The sequence below is a fragment of the Pseudoalteromonas sp. SANK 73390 genome (assembly GCF_054966645.1).
On sequence record NZ_ARPN01000109.1, the window covers coordinates 40,307 to 63,379 of the forward strand.

20 protein-coding genes are annotated in these 23,073 nt (G+C 42.2%); 10 read left to right on the forward strand and 10 right to left on the reverse strand.

Annotated elements, in window-relative coordinates:
- Window positions 1-9: 9 nt before the first annotated feature.
- Window positions 10-486, reverse strand: a complete 477-nt coding sequence (locus SANK73390_RS14245) for a DUF2269 family protein (RefSeq protein ID WP_462766722.1) — start codon at window positions 484-486, stop codon at window positions 10-12.
- On the reverse strand, window positions 483-1,646 hold the full coding sequence (locus SANK73390_RS14250; RefSeq protein ID WP_462766724.1) for a saccharopine dehydrogenase family protein: 1,164 nt from the start codon (window positions 1,644-1,646) through the stop codon (window positions 483-485). Before SANK73390_RS14250 ends, SANK73390_RS14245 begins: the two co-directional genes overlap by 4 nt.
- 347 nt (window positions 1,647-1,993) lie before the next feature.
- On the opposite strand from SANK73390_RS14250, the gene SANK73390_RS14255 reads away from it, so the two are divergent.
- Window positions 1,994-3,529, forward strand: a complete 1,536-nt coding sequence (locus SANK73390_RS14255; protein ID WP_462766725.1) for a hypothetical protein — start codon at window positions 1,994-1,996, stop codon at window positions 3,527-3,529.
- A gap of 43 nt (window positions 3,530-3,572) precedes the next feature.
- Here the strand turns inward: SANK73390_RS14255 and SANK73390_RS14260 are convergent, their stop codons facing one another.
- The 7 genes from SANK73390_RS14260 to SANK73390_RS14290 all read right to left on the reverse strand — a co-directional run bounded on the left by SANK73390_RS14260 (window position 3,573) and on the right by SANK73390_RS14290 (window position 12,374).
- Window positions 3,573-3,788, reverse strand: a complete 216-nt coding sequence (locus tag SANK73390_RS14260) for a DUF6500 family protein (RefSeq protein ID WP_261591545.1) — start codon at window positions 3,786-3,788, stop codon at window positions 3,573-3,575.
- A 159-nt stretch (window positions 3,789-3,947) separates the two neighbouring features.
- The gene (locus SANK73390_RS14265; protein ID WP_462766726.1) at window positions 3,948-4,961 is read right to left on the reverse strand and encodes a 2Fe-2S iron-sulfur cluster-binding protein; all 1,014 of its coding nucleotides are present in this window, start codon (window positions 4,959-4,961) and stop codon (window positions 3,948-3,950) included.
- Between the two features lie 3 nt (window positions 4,962-4,964).
- Entirely contained in the window at window positions 4,965-5,672 is a 708-nt protein-coding gene (locus SANK73390_RS14270; protein ID WP_462766727.1) for a PepSY domain-containing protein, read from the reverse strand.
- Entirely contained in the window at window positions 5,656-8,814 is a 3,159-nt protein-coding gene (locus tag SANK73390_RS14275; RefSeq protein WP_462766728.1) for an efflux RND transporter permease subunit, read from the reverse strand. The genes SANK73390_RS14270 and SANK73390_RS14275 overlap by 17 nt, the downstream gene beginning before the upstream one ends.
- Before the next feature lie 11 nt (window positions 8,815-8,825).
- Complete coding sequence (locus SANK73390_RS14280; protein WP_462766729.1) at window positions 8,826-10,568, reverse strand: efflux RND transporter periplasmic adaptor subunit; 1,743 nt, start codon at window positions 10,566-10,568, stop codon at window positions 8,826-8,828.
- Window positions 10,568-11,944, reverse strand: a complete 1,377-nt coding sequence (locus tag SANK73390_RS14285) for a TolC family protein (protein WP_462766730.1) — start codon at window positions 11,942-11,944, stop codon at window positions 10,568-10,570. Before SANK73390_RS14285 ends, SANK73390_RS14280 begins: the two co-directional genes overlap by 1 nt.
- A 97-nt stretch (window positions 11,945-12,041) precedes the next feature.
- Window positions 12,042-12,374 (reverse strand): hypothetical protein, encoded by a 333-nt coding sequence (locus SANK73390_RS14290; protein ID WP_462766731.1) that lies wholly within the window; start codon window positions 12,372-12,374, stop codon window positions 12,042-12,044.
- A 368-nt stretch (window positions 12,375-12,742) separates the two neighbouring features.
- Between SANK73390_RS14290 and SANK73390_RS14295 the strand changes: the two genes are divergently transcribed.
- Both SANK73390_RS14295 and SANK73390_RS14300 read left to right on the forward strand, forming a co-directional pair.
- Entirely contained in the window at window positions 12,743-14,542 is a 1,800-nt protein-coding gene (locus SANK73390_RS14295) for an EAL domain-containing protein (RefSeq protein ID WP_462766732.1), read from the forward strand.
- Between the two features lie 113 nt (window positions 14,543-14,655).
- Complete coding sequence (locus tag SANK73390_RS14300; RefSeq protein WP_462766733.1) at window positions 14,656-15,507, forward strand: substrate-binding periplasmic protein; 852 nt, start codon at window positions 14,656-14,658, stop codon at window positions 15,505-15,507.
- A gap of 334 nt (window positions 15,508-15,841) precedes the next feature.
- Here SANK73390_RS14300 and suhB read toward each other — a convergent pair whose 3' ends face one another.
- The gene (gene suhB, locus SANK73390_RS14305; RefSeq protein WP_261591554.1) at window positions 15,842-16,645 is read right to left on the reverse strand and encodes an inositol-1-monophosphatase; all 804 of its coding nucleotides are present in this window, start codon (window positions 16,643-16,645) and stop codon (window positions 15,842-15,844) included.
- Between the two features lie 440 nt (window positions 16,646-17,085).
- Between suhB and trmJ the strand changes: the two genes are divergently transcribed.
- From trmJ to hscA, 7 genes are all read left to right on the forward strand, one after another.
- The gene (trmJ, locus tag SANK73390_RS14310) at window positions 17,086-17,814 is read left to right on the forward strand and encodes a tRNA (cytosine(32)/uridine(32)-2'-O)-methyltransferase TrmJ (protein ID WP_261591556.1); all 729 of its coding nucleotides are present in this window, start codon (window positions 17,086-17,088) and stop codon (window positions 17,812-17,814) included.
- 222 nt (window positions 17,815-18,036) lie between these two features.
- Window positions 18,037-18,528 (forward strand): Fe-S cluster assembly transcriptional regulator IscR, encoded by a 492-nt coding sequence (gene iscR, locus SANK73390_RS14315; protein ID WP_261591557.1) that lies wholly within the window; start codon window positions 18,037-18,039, stop codon window positions 18,526-18,528.
- 24 nt (window positions 18,529-18,552) lie between these two features.
- On the forward strand, window positions 18,553-19,767 hold the full coding sequence (locus SANK73390_RS14320; RefSeq protein ID WP_261591558.1) for an IscS subfamily cysteine desulfurase: 1,215 nt from the start codon (window positions 18,553-18,555) through the stop codon (window positions 19,765-19,767).
- A 52-nt stretch (window positions 19,768-19,819) separates the two neighbouring features.
- Window positions 19,820-20,203, forward strand: coding sequence for a Fe-S cluster assembly scaffold IscU (gene iscU, locus SANK73390_RS14325; RefSeq protein ID WP_261591559.1), 384 nt, complete (start codon window positions 19,820-19,822; stop codon window positions 20,201-20,203).
- Between the two features lie 12 nt (window positions 20,204-20,215).
- Window positions 20,216-20,539 carry an iron-sulfur cluster assembly protein IscA gene (iscA, locus tag SANK73390_RS14330; RefSeq protein WP_261591560.1) on the forward strand — a complete coding sequence of 108 codons (324 nt, stop codon included), beginning with the start codon at window positions 20,216-20,218 and terminating at the stop codon, window positions 20,537-20,539.
- A gap of 96 nt (window positions 20,540-20,635) precedes the next feature.
- On the forward strand, window positions 20,636-21,160 hold the full coding sequence (gene hscB, locus SANK73390_RS14335) for a co-chaperone HscB (protein WP_462766734.1): 525 nt from the start codon (window positions 20,636-20,638) through the stop codon (window positions 21,158-21,160).
- Window positions 21,161-21,206: 46 nt separating this feature from the next.
- Window positions 21,207-23,072 (forward strand): Fe-S protein assembly chaperone HscA, encoded by a 1,866-nt coding sequence (gene hscA / locus SANK73390_RS14340; RefSeq protein WP_462766736.1) that lies wholly within the window; start codon window positions 21,207-21,209, stop codon window positions 23,070-23,072.
- The last annotated feature ends 1 nt before the right edge of the window (window position 23,073 follow it).

Here is a 23,073-nt window from a genome sequence, read left to right on the forward strand (position 1 = left end):
AGTTAGCCTCTAAGTAACAGGGAATGGTTTGAAGACCATTAACCAGAAAATAGCTATTATTGCTGTAAAAGCTGGAATACCCAGCAGCGTCCAGATTTTCATTAATGACTTAAATTCAGGCGCAACTTGATTTGAATCGACAGATATCTTAGCTAACCCACGTAATTTGTATTGAATACGAAGTACAGGTAACCAACAAATTCCAATGAAAGAAAACAGTCCTACAACCCAATAAAACCATGGCGCTGAAAATGAATATCCTTGCATGTTCATCAAAAGTATCCCTGTTATTATTTGGGTAATAACAGCTGGTGTAGTGAAAATCCAATCGCCTAAAATTACATGCTTGGCCGTTATATAAATTGCTTGTGGATTGTTAGATCTATTGGCCATAAACATAAAAAAGGCAATACCAGCGCCAGTGCCAGTTACAACAACAGCAGCTAGAATGTGGAGCAGTTTAAGGACTAAATAGTATTCCATCATCCTTTCTTCCTTACTACTTCAGAAAACAATTGTTCTTCATAGTGAATATCTAACGCATCAAAGTAAGTATCGAATTCACTTAATTCAAACATACCTACACACGGTTGAGCGCCGGTTGCCTGTTGAGAGCGTTGCTTATCATTACTCAAAATCTTTCTTGCTAAAATAATAGTGGAAAGCGTTGGAATATAAGGGCCGTTGCCCTTTGGTGCATACAAGGTCCACTTTATTTTTTTCGCATTACCATCATTACCATCATTACCCTTACCACTAATCAGCACTTCCATAGCCCCTTTATCACTGCCAAAAGGAAGAAACACATTACTGGTCCTAACAATTGCTTTTGATAACGGTGCCCAATTTTTTATAAAACCAACTTTTGATAAATAGGCCATGCCCACCATCGTTTTATGCAGAAGTGGCAGCTCTAAGCCAGCTTGAAAGCTAACTTGCTGCGTTACGTCATATCGGCTAGGAAATAGCTCTAAATCGGGGACATCTACATTCGCTAAGTGCCGTTTACCAACAAAGCCACCAAAGTCATTTATTTTAGAGTCCATCCAGCCATAAACATCTTGCCAACGTCCATCTTTAAATACATTCAGGGGGTGTCCTGTGTAAGATAGAATTGCTTCAACTGTTGCTAACCCGCGTTCTGCTTTATTCCCCGGAGCAATCGCTAAATTAATAGAGTCAATGGTACTAAATTGATTTTGATAGCGCTCAATAACAGCTGAAGACAAGCCTGGCACGGAACTAGCACCACTTACGATTAATACCCCCTTATCTTTTGCTTCGATGTCTAACTCAGCAATATCACAAACAAATCTTCTATCATCAGCTAAATCAATATAGTGAGCGCCACATGCAATGCATGCTTTGGGCACGCGATAATCTTGCCCCTGAAAAGGACCACTTGTATGAATAACAAGGTAAGGAGACAGTGTAGCTAACTGATCATTAAAATCATCAGCGAAAATATCAATGACTAATGGCTCTAACTTAGCGGCTGAAGTATTTTCTAGATTTGCGACTAGTGCAGACGACTTACTTAAGTTTCGACCTGCAATGAGTACGGTTATATCTTCAATACTGGTAAGGTTCTCAACAATCCTTTTACCAAAATTTCCATATCCACCAAGGACTATTACTTTTTTCATCAATTCAATTCCTTACATGGGATATCAAAATCTACATGGTAATGTTCATCATGCCTGATCACGCACCGCGACAGGTCAATTTTAAATTCATTAATAAAAAAAATATGGCTGTGCGTCATTGGCTGGTTACTCAAATACATCTGGCTTCAGTTTATGGGCTATTAACTAAGCTGTCTAGCTTGAAAATACGCTTTTGGTTTATACGATTATTTTAAATAAGCATAAAAAACAATAAATTAAAATCAATCAGCAAACCATCAGTATTTTATAAGCTTGCCATTGTGGTGTTAAAAGTACGCGATTGCATTTAATGCTTGCAGTAAAAACATCAAGTAATGGGTTGAAGTATGCAAACATTAATTAAAACGTTAAAGCAGGTTGTTAGCAGTTGTGCACTGTTAGTGGTGTGTAATGTAGGTGTAGCAGCGCAAAAAGAGCAGCGAATTATTAGCCATGCCGTTGCAGCTTATGGTGGCGATGCGTTGCTGACGCTGCAAAGTATCAGTGCACGAGAGCAAGCTAACCAATACTCTCAATGGCAAAGTAGCCATGCCTTACAGGGCGAAACTGTAAGCTATGTTAATGAACAACAGCGTATGCTGTTGATTGATTTTACCAAGCAGCACAAAGCATTTAAGCAAGTAACTACTCGGTTGGTAGGTAGTCACGGTAGTAATATGCCAAGTGTTATAGAGCGCTTATTTGTGGCTGATAAAGGATATGTGATTGACCATGCGCTAAAGCAGTATCAACCAGCCAGTAATATAACGTTTGAAAATACTGATTTTACAGTGAGTGAGCAGTTAGATCCGCTTATTATTCGCAAACTCTATCAAGATAGAGCCGCCAGTAAATGGACCGATACGGCTTATATTCAAGGCGCGGCGCACGATGTATTAACCGTACATGAAGGCTCTGAGCAACAATATATTGTCTACCTTAATCAACAAACTGGCTACTTGAGTCGGATGCTTACAGAGCGTGGCGGGCAATTACGCAGCTTTGATTTTTTAAACCACCAACAGCAACAAGGTTTTGTATGGGCTCAACAATTATTTATGAGCAGCAGTGAAGGGCCTATTTATCAAGCCTATTTGAGAGAACTCTCTTTTAATTCATTAAAAAGCCAAGTGTTTAGCTTGCCCAAAGCGTATAAAGTTAAGCCTAAAGACGTCCCTGTTGATGTATCAAAGCATACTTTTTTGCAACTAGCCAAAGGCGTGTATTTTATCGGCCAAGGTTGGGGGTACACATTATTTGTAGATGCAGGGGAGTATTTTATTTCAGCAGGCGCATGGCAAATGCACGCCAATGATAAAGCATGGCAAAAAAATCTGGCTTTATTAAAAACCCATACTGGGTTAAACAAGCCTATAGCGCAGCATGTGGTCACGCACCACCATAGCGATCACATGATGGGATTAGAAGACGTGATTGCACACGGTGCTGACCTTATTGTGCATCCAAGTGATATAAGTGCGTTACAAGCGCATTTAACAGCGCCATTAGAGGCACAGCGACTAACAGCGGCAACCAATATGCATGCGCTTGCAAATAACAAGGTGATATTAATTGATGTACCAAATAGCCATGCAAGTCATAATTTGGTGCTGTATTTGCCTGAACATAAGTTATTGTTTAGCGAAGATATGTTTGGTAGCAGTTGGCAAAGTGGCTTTGACTCTCCAAGTAATTGGCCACATGGGGATACATACCACCGTCTTAAAATATTGACCGATAAACTACAACAGCTGGAGCTAGAGGTGTCGGTTTATGCCTCTTCTCATCATCGTCGGATATTAACGCACGCAGAGATAGAGCAAGCATTAGCAATTGAACTGCCTACTAAAGCACAGTTGATGCAACGTGTTTTGGGCGAATGAGTGCAATAGTAACGTTGCATGCCGATACTTGAATAATATGGTTTTACATATCTTCGACCATTTTTTTGATTTTTACGGCTTTTTCAAAGTGGTCAAGTTGGTGGGTTTTTATCCACCAAGTGGCTGCTTCCATAAGTAATTCAGGGTCGCTGTTTTTATTGGCAAAAAACGCGTAAAAAGATAACCCCACGTTGTCGCCTTTGTAGGCTATTTTACTATCACATACTTCAATCATTCTGCTGCGGAGGCTAGCTCTCATTGAGGGCGGTCCTTATTGGTGGGAGGCAAAAGCGCGGCTTAGTGTAGCATCCATCAAGGCTTTAGGGGGATATAGTTATCATTAACAGATGAATAGATTTCAATTTTATAATCCAAAATAGCTTTATTGGACAAATTTGCTTAACCAGAGTCGGGGTAATTAAGATCCCTTAGCGCGCACCTCAATGTTGGTTACTTCGCCAGCATTGTGCTCACAAGCCAGTCGGTAGCCTTGCTCAAGCTTTGCATCTGATAGCCGCGCTTTATCTGCACTCGTCGCATTAACCACTGATTTGCAGCGTACTTTGCATAAGCCGCAGGTCCCCCCGCCACCACAACTTGAAGGCAATTGAATGCCAGATGCAATTAAGGCATCAAATAAACTGCTTTTTGCTTCTAAAGCAAGAGTATGGGTTTGCTGACTGGTCAGTTCTGTGACCGTTACACTCTTTTTATGGTGCTTAAAAATGAGGTTCAGTTGCCCAGCTTTAAAGCGCTCGATTAACCATGTAGCGCCAGTCAATGAGAGTACCAAGGTGGCAATGGCAAATATAATGATCAACCAATGATTAAACCCGCCTGTGTTCATATAATCCATAAAATGCAATTTAAATGCTAAGTCGCGCAGTCGCCTATCATCATTAACATGGGCGATAACTTGGCCAGAGCTGTGCTCAATGTATATATGGGTATTGTTGGCATCATTTAGGATTACTTGCCAAAGCGGGTTTTGCTCTTTAGGTAGCGCAGCAATGGGTGGCTCAAGTAAACGCGCCTCGGTAATGTTAACAGCTCCTTTGAAAGACTTAAGCGCGATGGTGCGTGCCAGTGTTTCGTTTAAAGGTGCGGGAGTTCCTGTTTGTGCATCTAATAAATAAACAACTTTGGTTTGATAACGATGGGCACCGGCTTGTTCAATAATTTGATAATAAGGCTGGCCCAAAATCCACAGTAGTTTAATGCTTTGTGCAGGTTTTATAGCAAGGCTTTGCCAAGGTGTTAAGTTGGTGTGTAGTACCTTGCCAACATGATTTACAGCTCGTAAGTTAGCATTACCCGCGCCTTTTTTATGGTCCATTAAGTTAAAATACAAACCTGTAATAAGCCAAATAAGTAGTTGTAGGCCCACAAATAACGAGAGCCATTTATGTAAGGTTTTGTTTAGTTTAAACATAACTTAGTTGGCTCCTGTACTATTGGGCTTGACTACGCGTTGGTAAGTAAGCATCAAGCCAAGTAGGGCCGCTGAGACACTAAGCAAGGCAATGAATAGCAAAAACCAGTTGGCTACATTTTCGCCGTCATCATAATCCATAATATGCAAGCGCCACATCCAATCGAACATCCGCCAAAAAAAATGTCGTTTAGTCACGATATTGCCAAAGTGTTGGCTGATATAAAAAGTGGGTGATGAGTAATGTTCAAACACCACTTGCCACACCGGTAAATGACGTGCTGAAAGCTCGCTAGGGAGTGTGCTTGTATCATCAATTAACTGCACTGAAGCGATGCTATTGTTACCACGCATGTTGTGTTTGGCGATTAATAAAGCGCGGTCTTTATCTATCAACGGCAGTGGCGCGCCTGTTTGAGCATTCAGCATGTATTTACGCTGATTTCTATCAACAAAACGATAAATTGGCTTACCTAACAATTGGGTTAGCTCAACTTGTGTGGCATCAGGGTATTCACTCAGCAAATTGCTGAGTGAATAGTTAACCTGTGCAAGTGCTATGGGTCGCTTGGTTTGCGCTTGCAGCGACTCGCCATGAATAAAGTGAATATCCATACTCACCATATATAACCCACTGAGTGACCAAATTAAAAATTGTATGCCAATAAAGGCCATTAACCATTTATGGGCTTTTCTAATTGTTCTTATCAACGTGATTAACGCCTTTATTAAATTGCACAATATCGGTGTATTTTACCAAACTGTAAATAGCGGGCAGTACGATTAAGGTCAGCAATACTGCGCTGCTCATACCACCCACCATAGGGGCGGAAATTCTGCTCATTATCTCTGAACCTGTGCCGCTACCATATAAAATGGGCAGTAAACCGATGATGATAGTGGCAACAGTCATCATAACAGGCCTTACGCGAAGGCCTGCACCGTGCAGTAACGCCTCTTGGTAACGTTCAAGCGTAATTACTTGGCCTTCTTGCTGAGCTTTTTCTTTTAAATCAGTGAGAGCTTGATTTAAATAAACCAACATAATAACACCGATTTCTACCGCAACACCCGCAAGGGCAATAAATCCTACACCCACCGCAACAGAAAAGTTAAAGCCTTCTAAATACATTAACCATAAACCACCTACCATGGCCATAGGTAATGTAATAATAATAATGGCAACCTCTTTGAACGCCCTAAAGTTGAGGTATAATAAAATCACAATAATGGCTAGCGTAAGCGGTAATATGTAATTTAGTTTGGCTTTGGCTCGCTCCATATACTCATACTGACCTGCCCAAGTTACTGAGTAGCCTGCGGGTAAATCTAACTGGTTTGCTAAGTGTGTTTTTGCATTGGCGACATAGCTGCCCACATCCACGCCTTCAATGTCGATAAAGGTCCAACCGTTGATGCGAGCATTTTCGCTTTTTATACCGGGTGGGCCTGTTTCAATGTATACGCGGGCAACGTCACCAAGGGCAATGCGCTCGCCTAAGGGCGTTACTACGGGCAGACGCGCAAGTTGCTCTGGTGAATCACGATAATCTTGTGGATAACGTAAGTTAACGGGGTAGCGCTCTTGGCCTTCAATGGTTTGCGTGACATTCATGCCACCAATGGCCGTGGCTACAACTTGTTGCACATCAGCAATGTTTAAACCAAAGCGGCTGGCTTTTTGCCGAGAAATATCCACTTTAATATATCTACCACCAGCAACCCGCTCGGAGTACACCGACGCAGTGCCTGCAACATCTGGTAAAATACGCTCAATTTGCTGGCCTATGTCTTGAATAACCGCTAAATCTGCCCCCGCGACTTTAATACCAACAGGGGTTTTAATGCCGGTTGCCAACATATCAATACGGGTTTTTATAGGCATTACCCATGCATTGGTTAAGCCGGGGAAGGTGACTAGCTCGTTGAGTTCAGCCTTTAGGGTTTCGGTGGTCACGCCAGCTCGCCATTGTGACTTGGGCTTTAATTGAATAAAGGTTTCAATCATGGTCAGTGGAGCGGGGTCGGTGGCGGTTTCTGCGCGGCCAACTTTACCAAACACGTTCTCTACCTCTGGTACGGTGCGAATAAGCTTATCGGTTTGTTGTAGTAACTCACGGGCTTTACCAATCGAAATACCCGGGTACGTGGTGGGCATATACATTAAATCACCCTCATCGAGAGGGGGAATAAACTCGCTGCCAATTTTATTAACCGGGTAAAAGCCTGCCATTGTGATCGCAATTGCCAGCACAATAGTGAGCTTTGGAAACGCCATTACTTTTTTTAGCACAGGCATATACAGTGCTATCAATACGCGGTTAAGTGGGTTTTTTTGCTCAGATATTACTTTACCGCGAATAAAGTAACCCATCAGTACCGGTACGAGTGTAATGGCAAGGCCTGCAGCCGCAGCCATAGCATAGGTTTTGGTATAAGCCAGTGGGGCAAACATCCGCCCTTCTTGCGCCTCTAAAATAAACACAGGTAAAAAAGACACAGTAATGATCAGCAAACTAAAAAATAAGGCAGGGCCGACTTCGGTGGCTGATTTTGCCACAATGTGCCAGCGGTTCTCATCGGTCAGTGGGGTTTTCTCCATATGCTTGTGCATGTTTTCAATCATCACAATGGCACCATCGGTCATCGCGCCAATAGCAATAGCAATACCACCTAATGACATAATATTGGCGTTGACGCCTTGTAAGTACATAACGATAAACGCAACTAAAATACCCAGTGGTAGGGTGAACACCGCAACAATAGACGAGCGCAAATGAAACAAAAAAACCACACACACAAGTGCAACTACGGCAAGTTCTTGGAGTAATTTGCTCCATAAATTGTCTACAGCGCTTTCGATAAGCTTTGAGCGGTCGTATACGGTGACTATTTCAACGCCTTCAGGTAATGAATTTTTTAGCGAGCTAAGCTTGGCTTTAACGCCTTCAATAGTGGTTTGTGCATTTTCGCCAAAGCGCATAACTACAACCCCGCCAACAACTTCGCCCTCGCCATTTAGCTCAGCAATACCTCGGCGCATTTGCGGACCTAAATTAACGTTGGCAACATCACCAATGGTTAGAGGTGTGCCTTGTTCGTTAACACCTAAAGGGATTTGTTCAATGTCGCTGACTGACCGGATATACCCCGTAGCGGTAACCATGTATTCGGCTTCTGCCATTTCAACCACCGAGGCCCCTGTTTCTTGGTTGCCCCGTTTAAGTGCTGTTTGAATATGCGTTAATGGTATGTTGTAGGCGCGCAGTTTGTCGGGGTCAACCTGTACTTGGTATTGCTTAACCATTCCGCCCACGGCTGCTACCTCAGACACCCCAGACACTGTTTGTAGCTCATACTTTAAAAACCAATCTTGTAGGCTTCTCAGTTGGCTTAAGTCATGTTTGCCTGTTTTATCTGTTAAGGCGTAAATATATACCCAGCCCACACCAGTGGCATCAGGCCCCAATTGCGGCTTAGCGCTATCGGGTAGACTTGCGGATACTTGGCTTAAATACTCCAACACGCGAGAGCGAGCCCAGTATAAATCAGTGTTGTCATCAAAAATAATATAAACGTAAGAGTCACCAAAAAATGAGTACCCGCGCACCGTTTGTGCTCCCGGAACTGACAGCATAGCGGTAGTCAGCGGGAAGGTGACTTGATCTTGCACCACTTGGGGCGCTTGGCCTGGGTAACTGGTTTTTATAATGACTTGTACATCGGATAGGTCAGGAATGGCATCAACGGGCGTATTCTTGAGAGAAAACACCCCAGCAAAGGTGATGAACACAGTGATCAGTAAGACAAACAAGCGGTTACTTATGGACCATCTAATAATAGCTTCAATCATGTTGATGCTCCTTATTCATGATTCATATGTGTGCTTGGCACATCGTTGTTATCATGCGCTTTAGGCGCAATGTCTACTACCACTAAGTCATCCCTAACCTCAAAAGTAAAAGTAATGTTATCGGCTATTTTAAATTTTTCTAAATCAATATTATTCGCAATTATAAAGTCCATTGTAGCGGCTGGGCGATGCCATTTTTCAATTGGTCCTCGGCTGATGTTAAGTGTACGAGTAGTAACATTAATCGCGTTAATAACCCCATTGACGGTGGCGCTGGCAACGTTATTTATAGGCTCAGATATAATATGGATGGTGGTTATTTCATAGCGATTATTCGGTGTTTTTGTGACTTCAAAATGCAGTGTTTGGCTGGCTTTAAGCGTGTTGATATCCACTTTGTTAGCTACATCAAAGTCCATGGTCATGGTGGACCAATCCCAAGCAGCAACTGGTTCGTGTGTAATATTAACCACCCGCTCATTGGCGATAACTTGATTTACTTCACCTTGCACCCAAACGGCGTTGAGCTTTGCACTTTGGCTCATACGATTAAAATCAGAGTTTTTACTTGATTCGGAGTCAATTAAGAATTGTGCAGAGGTCACAACTGTATCGTCTTGGGTTAGCCCTTTTAAAACTTCAATGTAAGTTTCGCTTACGCGCCCAATCGTTACTGCAATGGATTTAAATTGACCACCGCCAAGTGCCAATACCACTCTATTTTGCTTACCGGTTCGGATCACAGACTCTTTAGGCACTAAAATAACAGGCTTGTCTACATTGGCATTAATGGTCACTTGGGCGAACATATTGGGTTTGAGTTCAAAATTAGGGTTATCGAATTTGAGTCGCACGCGCAGCGTTCGGGTTTTACTATTAAGAACGGGGTAAACGTAATCGACCATGCCTTGCCAAGTTTTGCCCGGCAGGTAGTCTAAGGTCATAGATACAGGCAAACCTTGTTTAATTAACGCAGTATCACGCTCAAATACTTCAGCTTCTACCCAAACTTGATCGAGCTTGGCAATACTCATTAGGGTATTGCCGGGTTTAACGTAATATCCTTCTCGTATTTTTAAGCCATCGATCACCCCTGACTGGGGAGAATAAAAGGTGATGGTTTGATGTACTTTTTTACTTTGCTCTAACTTGTGAATAAATGACTCCGTTAACTGCAGTGCAGTTAAGCGCGCTTTTGCGGCATCGATTAGTGAGCTGTTGTTGCGTTTAAGAGCAATCAATAGTTCTTCTTGGGCATTAACTAGTTGCGGTGAGTAGAGCGTATAAAGTGGTTGACCTTTTTTAACCGGATTACCGACGGCTTTGATATATAGCTTTTCAATCCAACCATCTACTCTAGGGTGAATATGCAGTAGTTTATCTTCATCATATTGCACATAGCCAACGGTGGATATTTGTGTGTGCAAGGCTTTAAATTCAACCTGTGCGGTTCTTACCCCTAAATTATTCACCACATGGGGCGCAATTTTAACAAGGCCAGGGCCGTGTTCAGTTGTGGCACTTTTTTCATAAACAGGCACTAAGTCCATGCCCATGGGCGATTTACCGGGTTGATCTCGGCGGTAATTTGCATCCATTGGGGCAACCCAGTACAGCGGTTTTTTTTCATCTGAATTGGTGCTTTGAGTTGTTGAATTATAGTTTAGTCGCGAGGACATGACGATAGTAGTTATCACAGCGCCAAGGGCTACGCCTGCAATTAGAGCACTAAGGCTTTTTTTATTTGCCAACATTATTGAGTTCCTTGGTACTGTGTTGTAGCAGCACTAGATTGGGTTAATAAATAATTGATTTTTGTCACAGACTTGAGTGTATTTACGTCGATTTTTAATGCCGCAATCTTAGCGTTAAGTTCAGTGATCCGTGCTCGTACTACCTCTGAAAAGTCGCCATCATCATTAGTGTAAGCAGTTAGAGCAGCCTCAGCTTGATGATGAGTTTGTTCAAGCAATTGCTGGTTATATAAAGCTTGCCTTTGCGATAAACGTTTTAGTTGCGCGAGCTCTTTTTCGACTTCGATAAGCATCTGTTTAGCCGTTAAATATTTTTGCGTTTTAATCGCCTCAGACTCAGCAATAGTTGCTGCGACTTGTCTGTCTTGCTTGTTATGTGTAAATAAAGGTAAATCAAAACTAACACCAATAGAAAACAAGTCAGCACGGCTATCACCTGATGGCATATCGTCGCGATAACCATAGCTGGCATTGATGCCCCACTGTGGCTGATATTGCTGTTCACTCAGTTGAATGGCTTTTTGTGATGCTTGATGTGAAATGTCAATGGCGAGTAAGGCAGGGTGATTAAGCAGTAATTTAACGGCTTTGGCGCGCTCATAATGCTGAGGCTTTAGCAGTGGAGCATGTTCTAAGGTTATGTTGGGCAGTTCTGTGGGCAACGCGATGGTAACCGCAGCAAAAGCCATGCTATTTAGGTTGTTGAGCTGATTGGTATCGAATAACTGTAGCCATTCATTTAACTGTGCCAAGGTGGTGTCTAATTGTTGTTGCTCAACTGTTAAACGGTCTTCAAGTTGTATAATTTCAAGTTGTGCACGGATCACATCTTGCTGTCTTGTTTTACCTATAGCACTGGCGTAATTGGCTTTAGCAATTTGTGCCATTTGCTCAAAAAGCCCCCTGTCTTGGTTGATTAAAGCGATGGTACGCTTAGCAAGGTAGGCGTCTAACCATAACTGCGAGATGAGGCGCTTTAACTTGGCATTACGTTCTTCTCGTTGTAATGGAAGTTGCTTGGCAGAGAGTTTTAATTGTGCTGATTTTATCGCTAAGCTATCACCTCTTGGCAGCATTTGCGATACGGCTACTTTGAATTGAGCCATGCCCTCTTGAGCAAAGTGCCCACCATCGGCGGGAAGGTTCATTACACCAAATGACACTTTTGGGTCGGCGAATGTACTAGCAGCAATGCTTTTATTTTCAATAGCAGTTTGTTTTAAACGGTTTTGATGCTGCCATGCGTCATTGTGTTGTGCTAAGGAAATAGCATCATTGAGTGATACCACAGGTTGTGTGTGAGCTGTGCTATATAGAGGTAAAAATAGAGGTAAAAATAAACTAATTACCACCGTTTTAAAAAATGGATGTGTCATGGTTTTACTAACCTAAACTGGGTTTAATATACTGAGTTGGATGTTTTAAATCTAAATATGAACGAGATACGCCTTTTTTGGGCGCACTTATCCCGTGTTAGGCAAAAATCGGTGGACGATAAAGAGATGTAATAATGCTTTGTGGTGTTTGCGATAACGAGGTGAGTCTGGGCTCTGTAAGCTGATGTTCCAGCTTATTTAAGTGCTCATAATTTAAAAAGATGAGTGATACACAGGCGCTGGCTGGGCAGGTACATTGGGTATCACAACAGTCGGCCATGTTTTGCATCTGGCTGTGATCCATTGTCATCATTTTCTGGTGGTTACTTGCTGACATTTCACACGTCATAGTGGCAACAGCAAATACCTGCCCCGTTAGGGCAGTCATTATTGCAAGTGCAACTAATAAAGTGGAAATTTGCTTAAACATAATAAACTTCAGCATCGAAAGTATTACAAATGCTACGATAATTTTCAGGTGAAGTAAATCTTCATTAATTACTCTGTATTAAGGGAGTTTAAAGGTTGAATGAATTTGTTAATTTTAAGCGTGATTTAAATTCACCGTTAAGTGGTGCTTTTTCATAATTGGTGAATAAAATTCATTTTTTAGTATTTCAATATCGACAGCATGGCTACACAGTTGAGTTGTTTGCGCTTTGGCGTTATTAAACGCTATTTACTGAAGTGAATAGGCTAATTTTTATTGGGATAATTCCTCAAAACGCCACAAAACTGTCATGAATTCTTGTTAGTTTGCTGGGTTATTATTTGGTCAATAGTTTGTTGGTTATGGGTGTGAGTAAAGTTGCTGAGCTAGAAAAGAAAGTACTACATAATATATTAGAGCACGGCACTGTGACTATTTTATTCCAGCCTATTTACGATATCAGCAAGCAAGAGGTGCTCGGGTTTGAGGCGCTAAGTCGTGGAGTTGAGTGCTTGGAAATGCCTGAGCAACTATTTCAAGCTGCGGGGGCTTACAACAAACTGTCTGAGTTGGAACTATTGTGCCGAGAGCGGGCCATTGAGCGTTTTGTATTATTGCAGTTACCCGGCAAGTTGTTTTTAAATGTGAGTCCAAGTGCATTGCTTGACCCAAGTCACCCGCGAGGCGAAACACGCCATTTAGTTGAAAAGTATGGTTTAACAGCAAACCGTGTGGTGATTGAGGTTACAGAGCAAGATAAAGTGGATGATGGCTTTTTATTACTTAAGACTATCGAGCATTATCGTCAGTTAGGCTTTAATATTGCCATTGACGATTTAGGCGCTGGGTACTCAGGTTTAAGGCAATGGTCAGAGTTATGCCCTGAGTATGTAAAAGTAGACCGCTACTTTATCGATTACTGTGACCAAAGTATTGTGAAGCGTGAGTTTTTGAAGTCTATTATTGAACTGGCTAAAGCAACGGGAACATCCGTGATTGCAGAAGGCATAGAACGTGTTGAAGAGCTATGTTTGTTAGAGAAACTCGGTATTGTTAATGCTCAGGGATATTTACTTGCATACCCCCAAAGCGAGCCTATCATTGACCTTGAAGCCAGCCAATGGTTGGCATTAAATTTACAATCGCAAGTGAGCACCATAGAAAACTCAATTTCTATTGGCTGGCTTGCTATGGCGCAAAATGCAATTCATCAATGTACTCAATGTAAAGACGCACACAAAAACTTTGAAGCCGACAAACAGTTAATGAGTCTTGCGGTGGTCAATGATGACCGTCAGCCCATTGGTTTATTACACCGTGATCAACTTACCGAGGTATTTGCTGCGCCTTATGGCCATGCGCTATATGCTAAAAAATCAGTGCTGGAGTTGATGGATAAGCAACCTTTGATAGTGGATGAAAATGCACAATTAGATGTGGTAAGTCAGCAAATCACTGAACAAGAATTTGATATTCGTCGTCATATTATTATTACCCGCAATGGTAAGTATTTAGGTCTGGCGCCGCTTCGGGATATCTTAAAGCACATCACAGAAGAAAAGATTCGCCATGCCCAACATGCTAACCCTTTGACTATGCTCCCTGGCAATGTGGCTATAAATGAAGCCATCGAAGCACGGTTGCGTAAGCAATCGGAGTTTTCATTGGCTTACGTCGACTTAAACCACTTTAAACAGTTTAATGATTTATATGGCTATGCCAGCGGTGATAGTGTGATTAAGTTATTGGCAGAGGTCACTGTTAAAGTGTGTGAGCAAAGCCCGTGTTTTGTCGGGCATATTGGTGGTGATGACTTTATGGTGGTTTTTGATGGCGATGATGCTGAGCAGCTATGCCATCGCATCATCAGTGATTTTGAGCAACAATCAAAAGCCTTTTTTACACCTGAGCATGTAAAGTCAGGTGGTTATTGGGCAACAAATCGAGAAGGTCAAAAGCAATTCGTGCCGCTTTTAACATTATCTATCGGTTTGGTTAGGCCAGATCTCACCTGCTGCAAAAACAGCCATCAAGTGGCCGCTTTAGCGACGGATGCAAAAAAAGAAGCTAAGCGTTATCGCAATAGTTATCTTTTTATTTGTAATCGGCGTCGTCCCAGTGTGTCAGTGGTACGCTTAAATGAGAAGCAAACGGAATGTTCCGCCTAATAGATGGCTGATATATCAAGTGGCTTGAACAACAGGTAATAAAATAACTCATAAAGGCTTGAGTAAAAACTCGACTGGGTGTAGCGTTAACAAAAACAAGTTTGGACAGATATATGCGTAAATTCGTATTACTGTGCCTATTGTGTAGTTGGGCGGGGTCATTGGCAGCGGCGCAAGTTATTTATGTCGCAAAAGAACAACGTACTTTGTATGACAGAGATCTATACCTATACGAATTGCTAGATTTGGCGCTTAAAGCAGCAAATTTTGATGCGCAAATTGAGCATGTAAAAGTACACCCACATCAGCAACGTACTATGCTTGCACTCGGTGACGGCGAAGTCGATTTACATTGGAGTATGACCAGCCCAGTGCGAGAGCAATTAGCAACCGCCATTCCATTTCCGTTGTTTAAAGGCTTTATTGGTAAGCGCGCCTTATTGGTAAATAAAGCACAACTTCCTCAGTTTGCTGGCATTGACTCATTGCAAGCGTTATCAAAATTGACCGCAGTACAAGGCCATGATTGGCCAGATACAAAGATATTGGGGCATAATAATTTATCGGTTAGGCCGATGGCTAATTACCAAGCAATGTTTGCGATGGTATCACGCGGTCGCTTAGATTACTTTCCGCGTTCATTCATCGAGGTAGGTGCCGAGCTGGCAAGTCAAAATAGTGAAAATTTGGTTATTTTACCGAGTATTTACCTATATTACCCCAGTGCATTTTATTTTTTTGTTAGTAAAAGTAAGCCAGACTTGGCAAAAGCATTGACTGTTGGACTAGCTAAACTGCAAGTATCAGGAGAGTTTGATGCTTTGTTTGAACGTTACTTTGCTGATGTGTTAGCACTGTTGCCTTTTAATCAAGATACAAAAGTGATTGAGTTACAAAACCCTTATTTTGATAAATCAACAGTGCAAGCATCGCCGGCTTCTCCACTGGCGTCAAATATAGAGTGAATGGGTATCAATTGTTAGGTAAATATTTGACCAACTAGAGAGGTTAATATCAGTTTTATTAAAACATTAATCATTCTAACGAGTTAAATGATTCATTAACTGCGTTAAAGATTACAGATGTAGAATACCGAAATTTTTGCTTGGTTACTAAGTCACTTATCTATCGCAATATTTGATCATTTATTTAATACAATTGGTACAAGTTGGTTTTGTGAAGAATTTGGGGCTATTCTAGCTATTTTTTTGACATTTGCAGGAGTCCATCATATAAGCCTCTAGCAACAAAAAAGGAGCCAAGGCTCCTTTTTTAGTAAAATAGCATGCTAAAATTGTATTAGCGAAGTAATGACTCAGTCAGTACTGGGCGTATTTCTTTAACTATTAATTGGCAAAGTTTAGGTGCACCACAAATGACATTTCCGCTTTGGTTGTAACCTGCGCCACCGGCGAAGTCCATAACCATGCCACCCGCTTCTTTAACTAACAGCTCGCCTGCTGCTGTGTCCCAAGGCTTAAGACCAATTTCAAAGAAACCGTCCATACGTCCTGCTGCAACATAGGCCATATCAAGCGCAGCAGAACCTGCACGGCGAATATCTGCCGTGTGTACAAATAATGCTTTGAATGCTTCAGTGTAGGCATCAATGTGGTGCTTTTGCTTAAATGGGAAACCAGTGCCAAGCACTGAACCCGCAATTTCAGTACTTTTTGTTACACGAATGCGTTTAGAGTTTAACTGTGCACCTTGACCACGAGACGCGGTGAAAAGCTCACTACGAATTGGATCATAAATAACGGCCTGTTCAACGCGGCCTTTAACTTTTAGGGCGATAGAAACAGCAAAATGAGGAATGCCCTTGATGAAGTTAGTTGTGCCATCGAGTGGATCGATAACCCATTGGTAATCAGCATCTTTGCCTTCAATTACACCGAGTTCTTCACCCACTAGTGAGTGCTCAGGGAAAGCCTTTAAAATAGTATCACGGATGACGGCTTCAGCGTCTTTGTCTACGTTTGTAACGAAGTCGTTAGTGCCTTTTTGTTGGGCTTCGACTTTTGATAAATCTTCACATGCACGTAAGATCACTTTACCTGCATTACGCGCAGCGCGTACCGCAATGTTTAACATTGGATGCATAGCATTACCTTTGGGTTGTAAAAGAACATATTCGTATATAGCCGGCGTATTCTAGCGATTTTTACCGCAAAGTAAACAGCTATAGTTAAATAAAGTAGCTGTTTTTTTGTACTGCATTGTTCTGAGAAAGGAATTAGTTAATTACAGTTAGAGGTACAGGGTGTCAAAAATATAGAAAGCCAAAATGAGTAGGAAATTTAATTTAATAGCGCAGCCATTTTTGTATGCTTCGCGAGTTAGCGTAAGTAACAACGGGTGATTACAAGAAAATCCAACGCATAAATACGCAAATAGAGGAGGCTGTAAGATCAAAAAGAAGAGGTTGTAACTGTCACATGCCGGTTAGTACCAATTCCGGTTAGAATTAGTGCGCTTTTTACTATGGCGACTCAGTATTGCTGTGGTAAACTTCGCCATTATTTTTTCAGGCGAGTTTATCAATGGCATTAGAAGACATTCGCATTGTGTTAGTAAACACATCTCACTCTGGTAATATTGGCTCTGTGGCACGGGCGATGAAAACCATGGGCTTATCTAAATTGTATCTAGTAAACCCTGCATGTGAAGTAGACAGCCATGCCAGCGCTTTGGCTGCAGGTGCAACGGATGTGCTAGGTAATGCCACGATTGTTAGCGAATTATCAGATGCCATTGCAGAGTGTGCTTTAACCATTGGCACCAGCGCGCGCTCTCGTACGTTGTCATGGCCGATGGTTGACCCACGCCAGTGTGCTAAAAAATTGGTTGAAGGTTCGGCGACCGGACCTGTAGCATTAGTCTTTGGTCGAGAAAATAGTGGCTTGACTAACGAAGAGCTACAGTTGTGTAACTATCATGTCTGCATTCCTGCCAATCCTGAATATAGCTCACTGAATTTGGCGATGGCAGTACAAACATTGACCTATGAAACACGCATGGCATTTTTAGACGGACAAGAAAAGCAGCCTGACGAAGATGATGCTGTGTACCCAAGTGCAAAGCAAGTGGCTTTGTTTTATGAACATCTAGAGAGCACCTTAAACGACACTGGTTTCATTATTAAACAACACCCTGGCATGGTAATGACTAAGCTTAAGCGTTTATTTAACCGTGCTAGACCTGAAGATCAAGAGCTTAATATTTTGCGCGGTATATTAACGTCGATTAATAAATCTACTCGCAACAAATAGTTTAGTTAAATCAGTCCTACCGCATTTTACCTTGCATAACGGATGCGTAAAAACAAAGCGGAATAATACTTGACTAAATTACTCAGGTAATTACAATGGCTTTAATACTTGAGTGATTTACTCGGGTATTGAGTGGCTTTAGTCGTATTACCGAATAGTAATACTTGACTATTTTAGTCAAGTATTTAAAATTTGTGCCTTGATAGGGCGCTAGGGGGTACCATGAAACTGACATCAAAAGGCAGATATGCGGTAACAGCAATGTTAGACGTTGCTCTGCATGCCGAAGTAGGTCCGGTGCCACTGGCAGATATTTCAGAGCGTCAGGAAATATCTTTATCTTACCTTGAACAATTATTTGCTCGATTACGTAAACATGGACTCGTCAAGTCTGTTCGTGGTCCGGGTGGCGGCTACTTAATGGGCCGTGATGTGCAGAGCATCTCTGTGGGAGACGTCATCAACGCAGTTGATGAGTCAGTTGACGCGACGCGTTGCCACGGAGAAGGGGGCGGCTGTCAAAGTGGTATGCGTTGTTTAACCCATACGCTTTGGTCAGATTTAAGTCTGCGCATCGAAGATTTTTTAAACAATATTTCCCTTGCCGAGTTAGTCGCCAATTCTGATGTGCAAACAGTTGCTTCGCGTCAGGATAAAGGGGTTAACAGTGCGATGAAGCAATTAGACAATATTCAAGTGAGCTGTCAACTTTAAGGTTGACGTGAAGCGGAGAAACAAATGAAATTACCGATTTATCTAGATTATGCAGCAACCACTCCGGTTGATCAGCGTGTTGCAGAGCAAATGATGCAATGTCTGACTATGGATGGCAATTTTGGTAACCCAGCTTCACGCTCGCACCGCTTTGGCTGGCAAGCTGAAGAAGTCGTTGACCAAGCACGTAATGATATCGCTGATTTAATTAACGCAGACCCGCGTGAAATCGTATTTACATCTGGCGCAACAGAATCAAATAATTTAGCAATTAAAGGTGCGGCAAATTTCTATAAAAAGAAAGGCAAGCACATTATCACCGTTAAAACCGAGCACAAAGCTGTGCTAGACACCACGCGAGAGCTTGAACGTCAAGGTTTTGAAGTGACTTATATGGACGTTGAAGACAACGGTTTACTGGATTTGAAAAAGCTTGAAGCAGCGATGCGCGATGACACTATCTTAGTCAGTGTAATGCATGTAAATAACGAGCTGGGTGTAGTTCAAGATATTGCGACCATTGGTGATATGTGTCGTGAACGTAAGATTATGTTCCACGTAGATGGCGCGCAAAGTGCTGGTAAAGTGAAGATTGATTTACAAGTACTTAAAGTTGACTTTATGTCATTTTCTGGTCACAAAGCATATGGCCCTAAAGGTGTTGGTGCTTTGTATGTGCGTCGTAAACCTCGTGCGCGCTTAGAAGCGCAAATGCACGGCGGAGGCCATGAACGCGGCATGCGCTCTGGTACCCTAGCAACACATCAATTAGTAGGTATGGGTGCTGCGTTTCGTATTGCCAAAGAAGATTTTGATAAAGACCATGCACATATCAGTGCGCTTCGCCAACGCTTGATTGATGGCGTTATGTCAATGGACGAAGTTTATTTCAATGGTGCCATTGAGCAGTCTGTACCCGGCATTGTGAATATCAGCTTTAATTTTGTTGAAGGCGAATCATTGTTGATGGCAGTCAAAGATATTGCTGTTTCATCAGGCTCAGCTTGTACGTCAGCAAGCTTGGAACCGTCTTATGTATTGCGAGCGTTAGGGCGCAATGATGAATTGGCGCACAGCTCAATCCGCTTTAGCATCGGTCGCTTTACAACCGAAGAAGAAATTGATTACACCGTTAACTTAATAAAAGAATCAATTGGCCGTTTACGTGAAATGTCACCGCTTTGGGAAATGCATCAAGAAGGCATTGACTTAGATAGCGTTGAATGGGCACATCATTAAGCAAGTTTCTGCTTGTAGCCAAGTGTTATGAGCACATAGTGAGGAAATAGTTATGGCTTACAGTGAAAAAGTAATAGACCACGTAGAAAATCCACGTAACGTTGGGGCGTTAGATAAAAATGACCCGAGTGTTGCAACCGGTATGGTAGGCGCACCAGCATGTGGTGACGTAATGAAGCTACAGATCAAAGTTTCTGATCAAGGTATTATTGAAGACGCTAAATTTAAGACTTATGGTTGTGGTAGTGCAATTGCATCGTCATCTTTGGTTACTGAGTGGGTCAAAGGAAAAAGCCTCGATGAGGCTGCAACGATTAAAAACACCGATATCAGTGCTGAATTAGAGTTGCCACCGGTTAAGATCCACTGCTCTATTTTAGCAGAAGACGCGATTCAAGCAGCAATTGCAGACTATAAAAGTAAACAAACGAAGTAAGAGTAACGAACCATGGCAGTGACATTGACAGACGCAGCGGCAAACCGAGTTCAGTCTTTTTTAGATAATCGAGGCAAAGGCTTAGGTTTACGCGTTGGCATTAAAACCACAGGCTGTTCAGGTCTTGCATATGTACTTGAGTTTGTTGATAAGCTAGACGAAGGCGATGAAGTATTTGAACATAATGGCGTTAAAGTCATTATTGATGCTAAAAGTTTAGTTTATATTGACGGTACCGAGCTTGACTACACCAAAGAAGGTCTTAATGAAGGGTTTAAATTTATTAATCCTAATCAAAAAGACGAATGTGGTTGTGGCGAAAGCTTTACGGTTTAACAACCGGACCGGTTGATTTTCAAAGCCCTGCCTTGGTAGGGCTTTGTCGTATATTTGCAATGCGCGTAAGGCGCAAACCTTAGGTATTTTAAAGACATGCGCTATTTTGAGTTGTTTGATGTTCCCGTTGATTACAATGTTGACCTAATAAAAGTAAATCAGCAGTACCTAGAGCTACAGCGTGTTGTGCATCCCGACCGTTTTGCAGGCAAAGGCGAGCGAGAAAAACTATTAGCCGTACAAAAAACCGCAGAGATCAACGATGCATTGGCAGTACTAAAACACCCAGTTAAACGTGCAGAATATATGTTAGGTGAGCGCGGTATTGATATTCGAGCTGAGCAACAAACACTGCAAGATCCGATGTTTTTGATGCAGCAGATGGAACTGCGAGAAGCACTGGAAGAGCTACCTCAAAGCAATGATGTAGAAGGTGCAATTGAGCAATTCGAGCAGCAAGTTAAGACGCTTGATGCAGAGTTTAGTCAACAGTTGGCTGAGCTGTTAAGCAGTGATAGCGAACACGATTTACATCAAGCCGCAGACAATATTCGTAAGCTAAAATTTGTATACAAATTGCGTGACGAATTGGCGCGTATTGAAGACAGTTTATTTGATTAATTCTCCCGACCGCTTACTAAAGCGAGTCCAAACGTGAAAGAGCATTATGGCATTATTGCAAATCGCTGAGCCGGGGCAGAGCGCGGCACCACATGAACATAAGCTGGCAATTGGTATTGACCTTGGCACAACTAACTCATTAGTTGCTACGGTACAAAGTGGCGAAGCTAAAACCTTAGCGGCTCTAGATGGCACTGTGATGTTGCCATCGGTTGTACGTTATCATCAAAACGCCATAGAAGTAGGTGCACAAGCACAGCAAACGTCAGCACAAGACCCAACCAATACACTAATTTCTGTTAAACGCTTTTTAGGTAAAACGCAGCAAGAAATTGAGCAACGCTACGGTCAATTGCCTTATGAGTTTGTTAAAACTGACAGTGGTCTAGCAATTAACACGGTAGCAGGTCCTATTAGCCCCGTACAAGCGTCTGCAGAAATTTTAAAAACCCTACGTATACGTGCAGAACAAAGCCTTGGTGATGATGATGATTTGCAAGGTGCGGTGATCACTGTGCCTGCTTATTTTGATGATGCACAGCGCCAAAGTACTAAAGATGCTGCAGATTTGGCTGGTTTAAAAGTACTGCGTTTGTTGAACGAGCCAACTGCCGCAGCGGTTGCTTATGGCTTAGACTCCGGTCAAGAAGGTATCATCGCGGTATATGATTTAGGTGGTGGCACTTTTGATATTTCTATCTTGCGTTTACATCAAGGTGTATTTGAAGTACTTGCAACTGGAGGAGATTCAAGCTTAGGCGGTGATGACTTTGACTCTGTATTAGTTGATGTTTTTAAATCACAAACAAATATCCACGACTTAAATGCCCATGAATTACGGTTATTTATTAACAAAGCAAAGGCGTGTAAAGAGGCGCTAAGCAGCTACGAGAGCGTGAATGTTAAACTAGAGCTACGCGAGCAAAGCCACACTGTGACTATTTCGCGTGATGAGTTTGCACAACTTGTTATGCCGTTGGTTAAAACCACACTTAGAGCATGTCGTCGTGCTGTAAAAGATGCAGGCGTCAGTAATGAAGAAATTTTGCAAATTGTGATGGTGGGTGGTTCAACCCGTATGCCGGTTATTCGTGAGCAAGTTGAAGCTTTTTTTGCGAAACAGCCTCTTACCTCAATTGACCCAGACCGTGTTGTGGCAATTGGTGCCGCAATTCAGGCAGATATATTAGTTGGCAATAAGCCCGATTCTGATATGTTATTGCTCGATGTTCTGCCATTGTCGCTTGGTTTGGAGACGATGGGTGGATTGGTTGAAAAGATTATTCCACGTAACACCACAATTCCTGTTGCTAAAGCGCAAGAATTTACCACGTTTAAAGATGGTCAAACGGCGATGTCTTTACATGTGTTACAAGGTGAACGTGAACTGGTGGATGATTGTCGTTCACTGGCTAAATTTAGCCTTAAAGGTATTCCACCAATGGCAGCGGGTGCAGCCCATATTCGAGTTACTTTTAAAGTAGATGCAGATGGTTTATTGAGTGTGTCAGCGATGGAAAAGTCTACGGGTGTGCAAGCTGATATTCAAGTTAAACCCTCGTTTGGTTTATCTGACGACCAAGTGGCGCAGATGTTAAAAGAATCAATGAGCAATGCCAAAGAAGACATACAAGCGCGAATGCTCAAAGAGCAGCAAGTAGAAGCGCTACGTGTGCTTGAAGCCTTAGAGGTTTCATTGGCAACTGACAGTGCGCTGTTAAATGAGCAAGAGCTGGCTCAGTTACGAGAGCAAATGACGTTGCTTGCCAGTGTGAAAGAACAAGCGCAATCGCCAGACGAAATAAAAAATGCCATCGAAAGAGTCGACGCTGCCAGTAGTGAGTTTGCGTCACGTCGTATGGATATATCAATTAAACAAGCACTGCAAGGGCAGTCTGTAGACGAGGTTTAAT

What these genes read in the sequence shown, in the direction of transcription:
- SANK73390_RS14245 (WP_462766722.1), bottom strand. Translation starts at nt 486, where the DNA reads ATGATGGAATACTATTTAGTCCTTAAACTGCTCCACATTCTAGCTGCT.
- SANK73390_RS14250 (WP_462766724.1), bottom strand. Translation starts at nt 1,646, where the DNA reads ATGAAAAAAGTAATAGTCCTTGGTGGATATGGAAATTTTGGTAAAAGG.
- SANK73390_RS14255 (WP_462766725.1), top strand. Translation starts at nt 1,994, where the DNA reads ATGCAAACATTAATTAAAACGTTAAAGCAGGTTGTTAGCAGTTGTGCA.
- SANK73390_RS14260 (WP_261591545.1), bottom strand. Translation starts at nt 3,788, where the DNA reads ATGAGAGCTAGCCTCCGCAGCAGAATGATTGAAGTATGTGATAGTAAA.
- SANK73390_RS14265 (WP_462766726.1), bottom strand. Translation starts at nt 4,961, where the DNA reads ATGTTTAAACTAAACAAAACCTTACATAAATGGCTCTCGTTATTTGTG.
- SANK73390_RS14275 (WP_462766728.1), bottom strand. Translation starts at nt 8,814, where the DNA reads ATGATTGAAGCTATTATTAGATGGTCCATAAGTAACCGCTTGTTTGTC.
- SANK73390_RS14280 (WP_462766729.1), bottom strand. Translation starts at nt 10,568, where the DNA reads ATGTTGGCAAATAAAAAAAGCCTTAGTGCTCTAATTGCAGGCGTAGCC.
- SANK73390_RS14285 (WP_462766730.1), bottom strand. Translation starts at nt 11,944, where the DNA reads ATGACACATCCATTTTTTAAAACGGTGGTAATTAGTTTATTTTTACCT.
- SANK73390_RS14290 (WP_462766731.1), bottom strand. Translation starts at nt 12,374, where the DNA reads ATGTTTAAGCAAATTTCCACTTTATTAGTTGCACTTGCAATAATGACT.
- SANK73390_RS14300 (WP_462766733.1), top strand. Translation starts at nt 14,656, where the DNA reads ATGCGTAAATTCGTATTACTGTGCCTATTGTGTAGTTGGGCGGGGTCA.
- suhB (WP_261591554.1), bottom strand. Translation starts at nt 16,645, where the DNA reads ATGCATCCAATGTTAAACATTGCGGTACGCGCTGCGCGTAATGCAGGT.
- trmJ (WP_261591556.1), top strand. Translation starts at nt 17,086, where the DNA reads ATGGCATTAGAAGACATTCGCATTGTGTTAGTAAACACATCTCACTCT.
- iscR (WP_261591557.1), top strand. Translation starts at nt 18,037, where the DNA reads ATGAAACTGACATCAAAAGGCAGATATGCGGTAACAGCAATGTTAGAC.
- SANK73390_RS14320 (WP_261591558.1), top strand. Translation starts at nt 18,553, where the DNA reads ATGAAATTACCGATTTATCTAGATTATGCAGCAACCACTCCGGTTGAT.
- iscU (WP_261591559.1), top strand. Translation starts at nt 19,820, where the DNA reads ATGGCTTACAGTGAAAAAGTAATAGACCACGTAGAAAATCCACGTAAC.
- iscA (WP_261591560.1), top strand. Translation starts at nt 20,216, where the DNA reads ATGGCAGTGACATTGACAGACGCAGCGGCAAACCGAGTTCAGTCTTTT.
- hscB (WP_462766734.1), top strand. Translation starts at nt 20,636, where the DNA reads ATGCGCTATTTTGAGTTGTTTGATGTTCCCGTTGATTACAATGTTGAC.
- hscA (WP_462766736.1), top strand. Translation starts at nt 21,207, where the DNA reads ATGGCATTATTGCAAATCGCTGAGCCGGGGCAGAGCGCGGCACCACAT.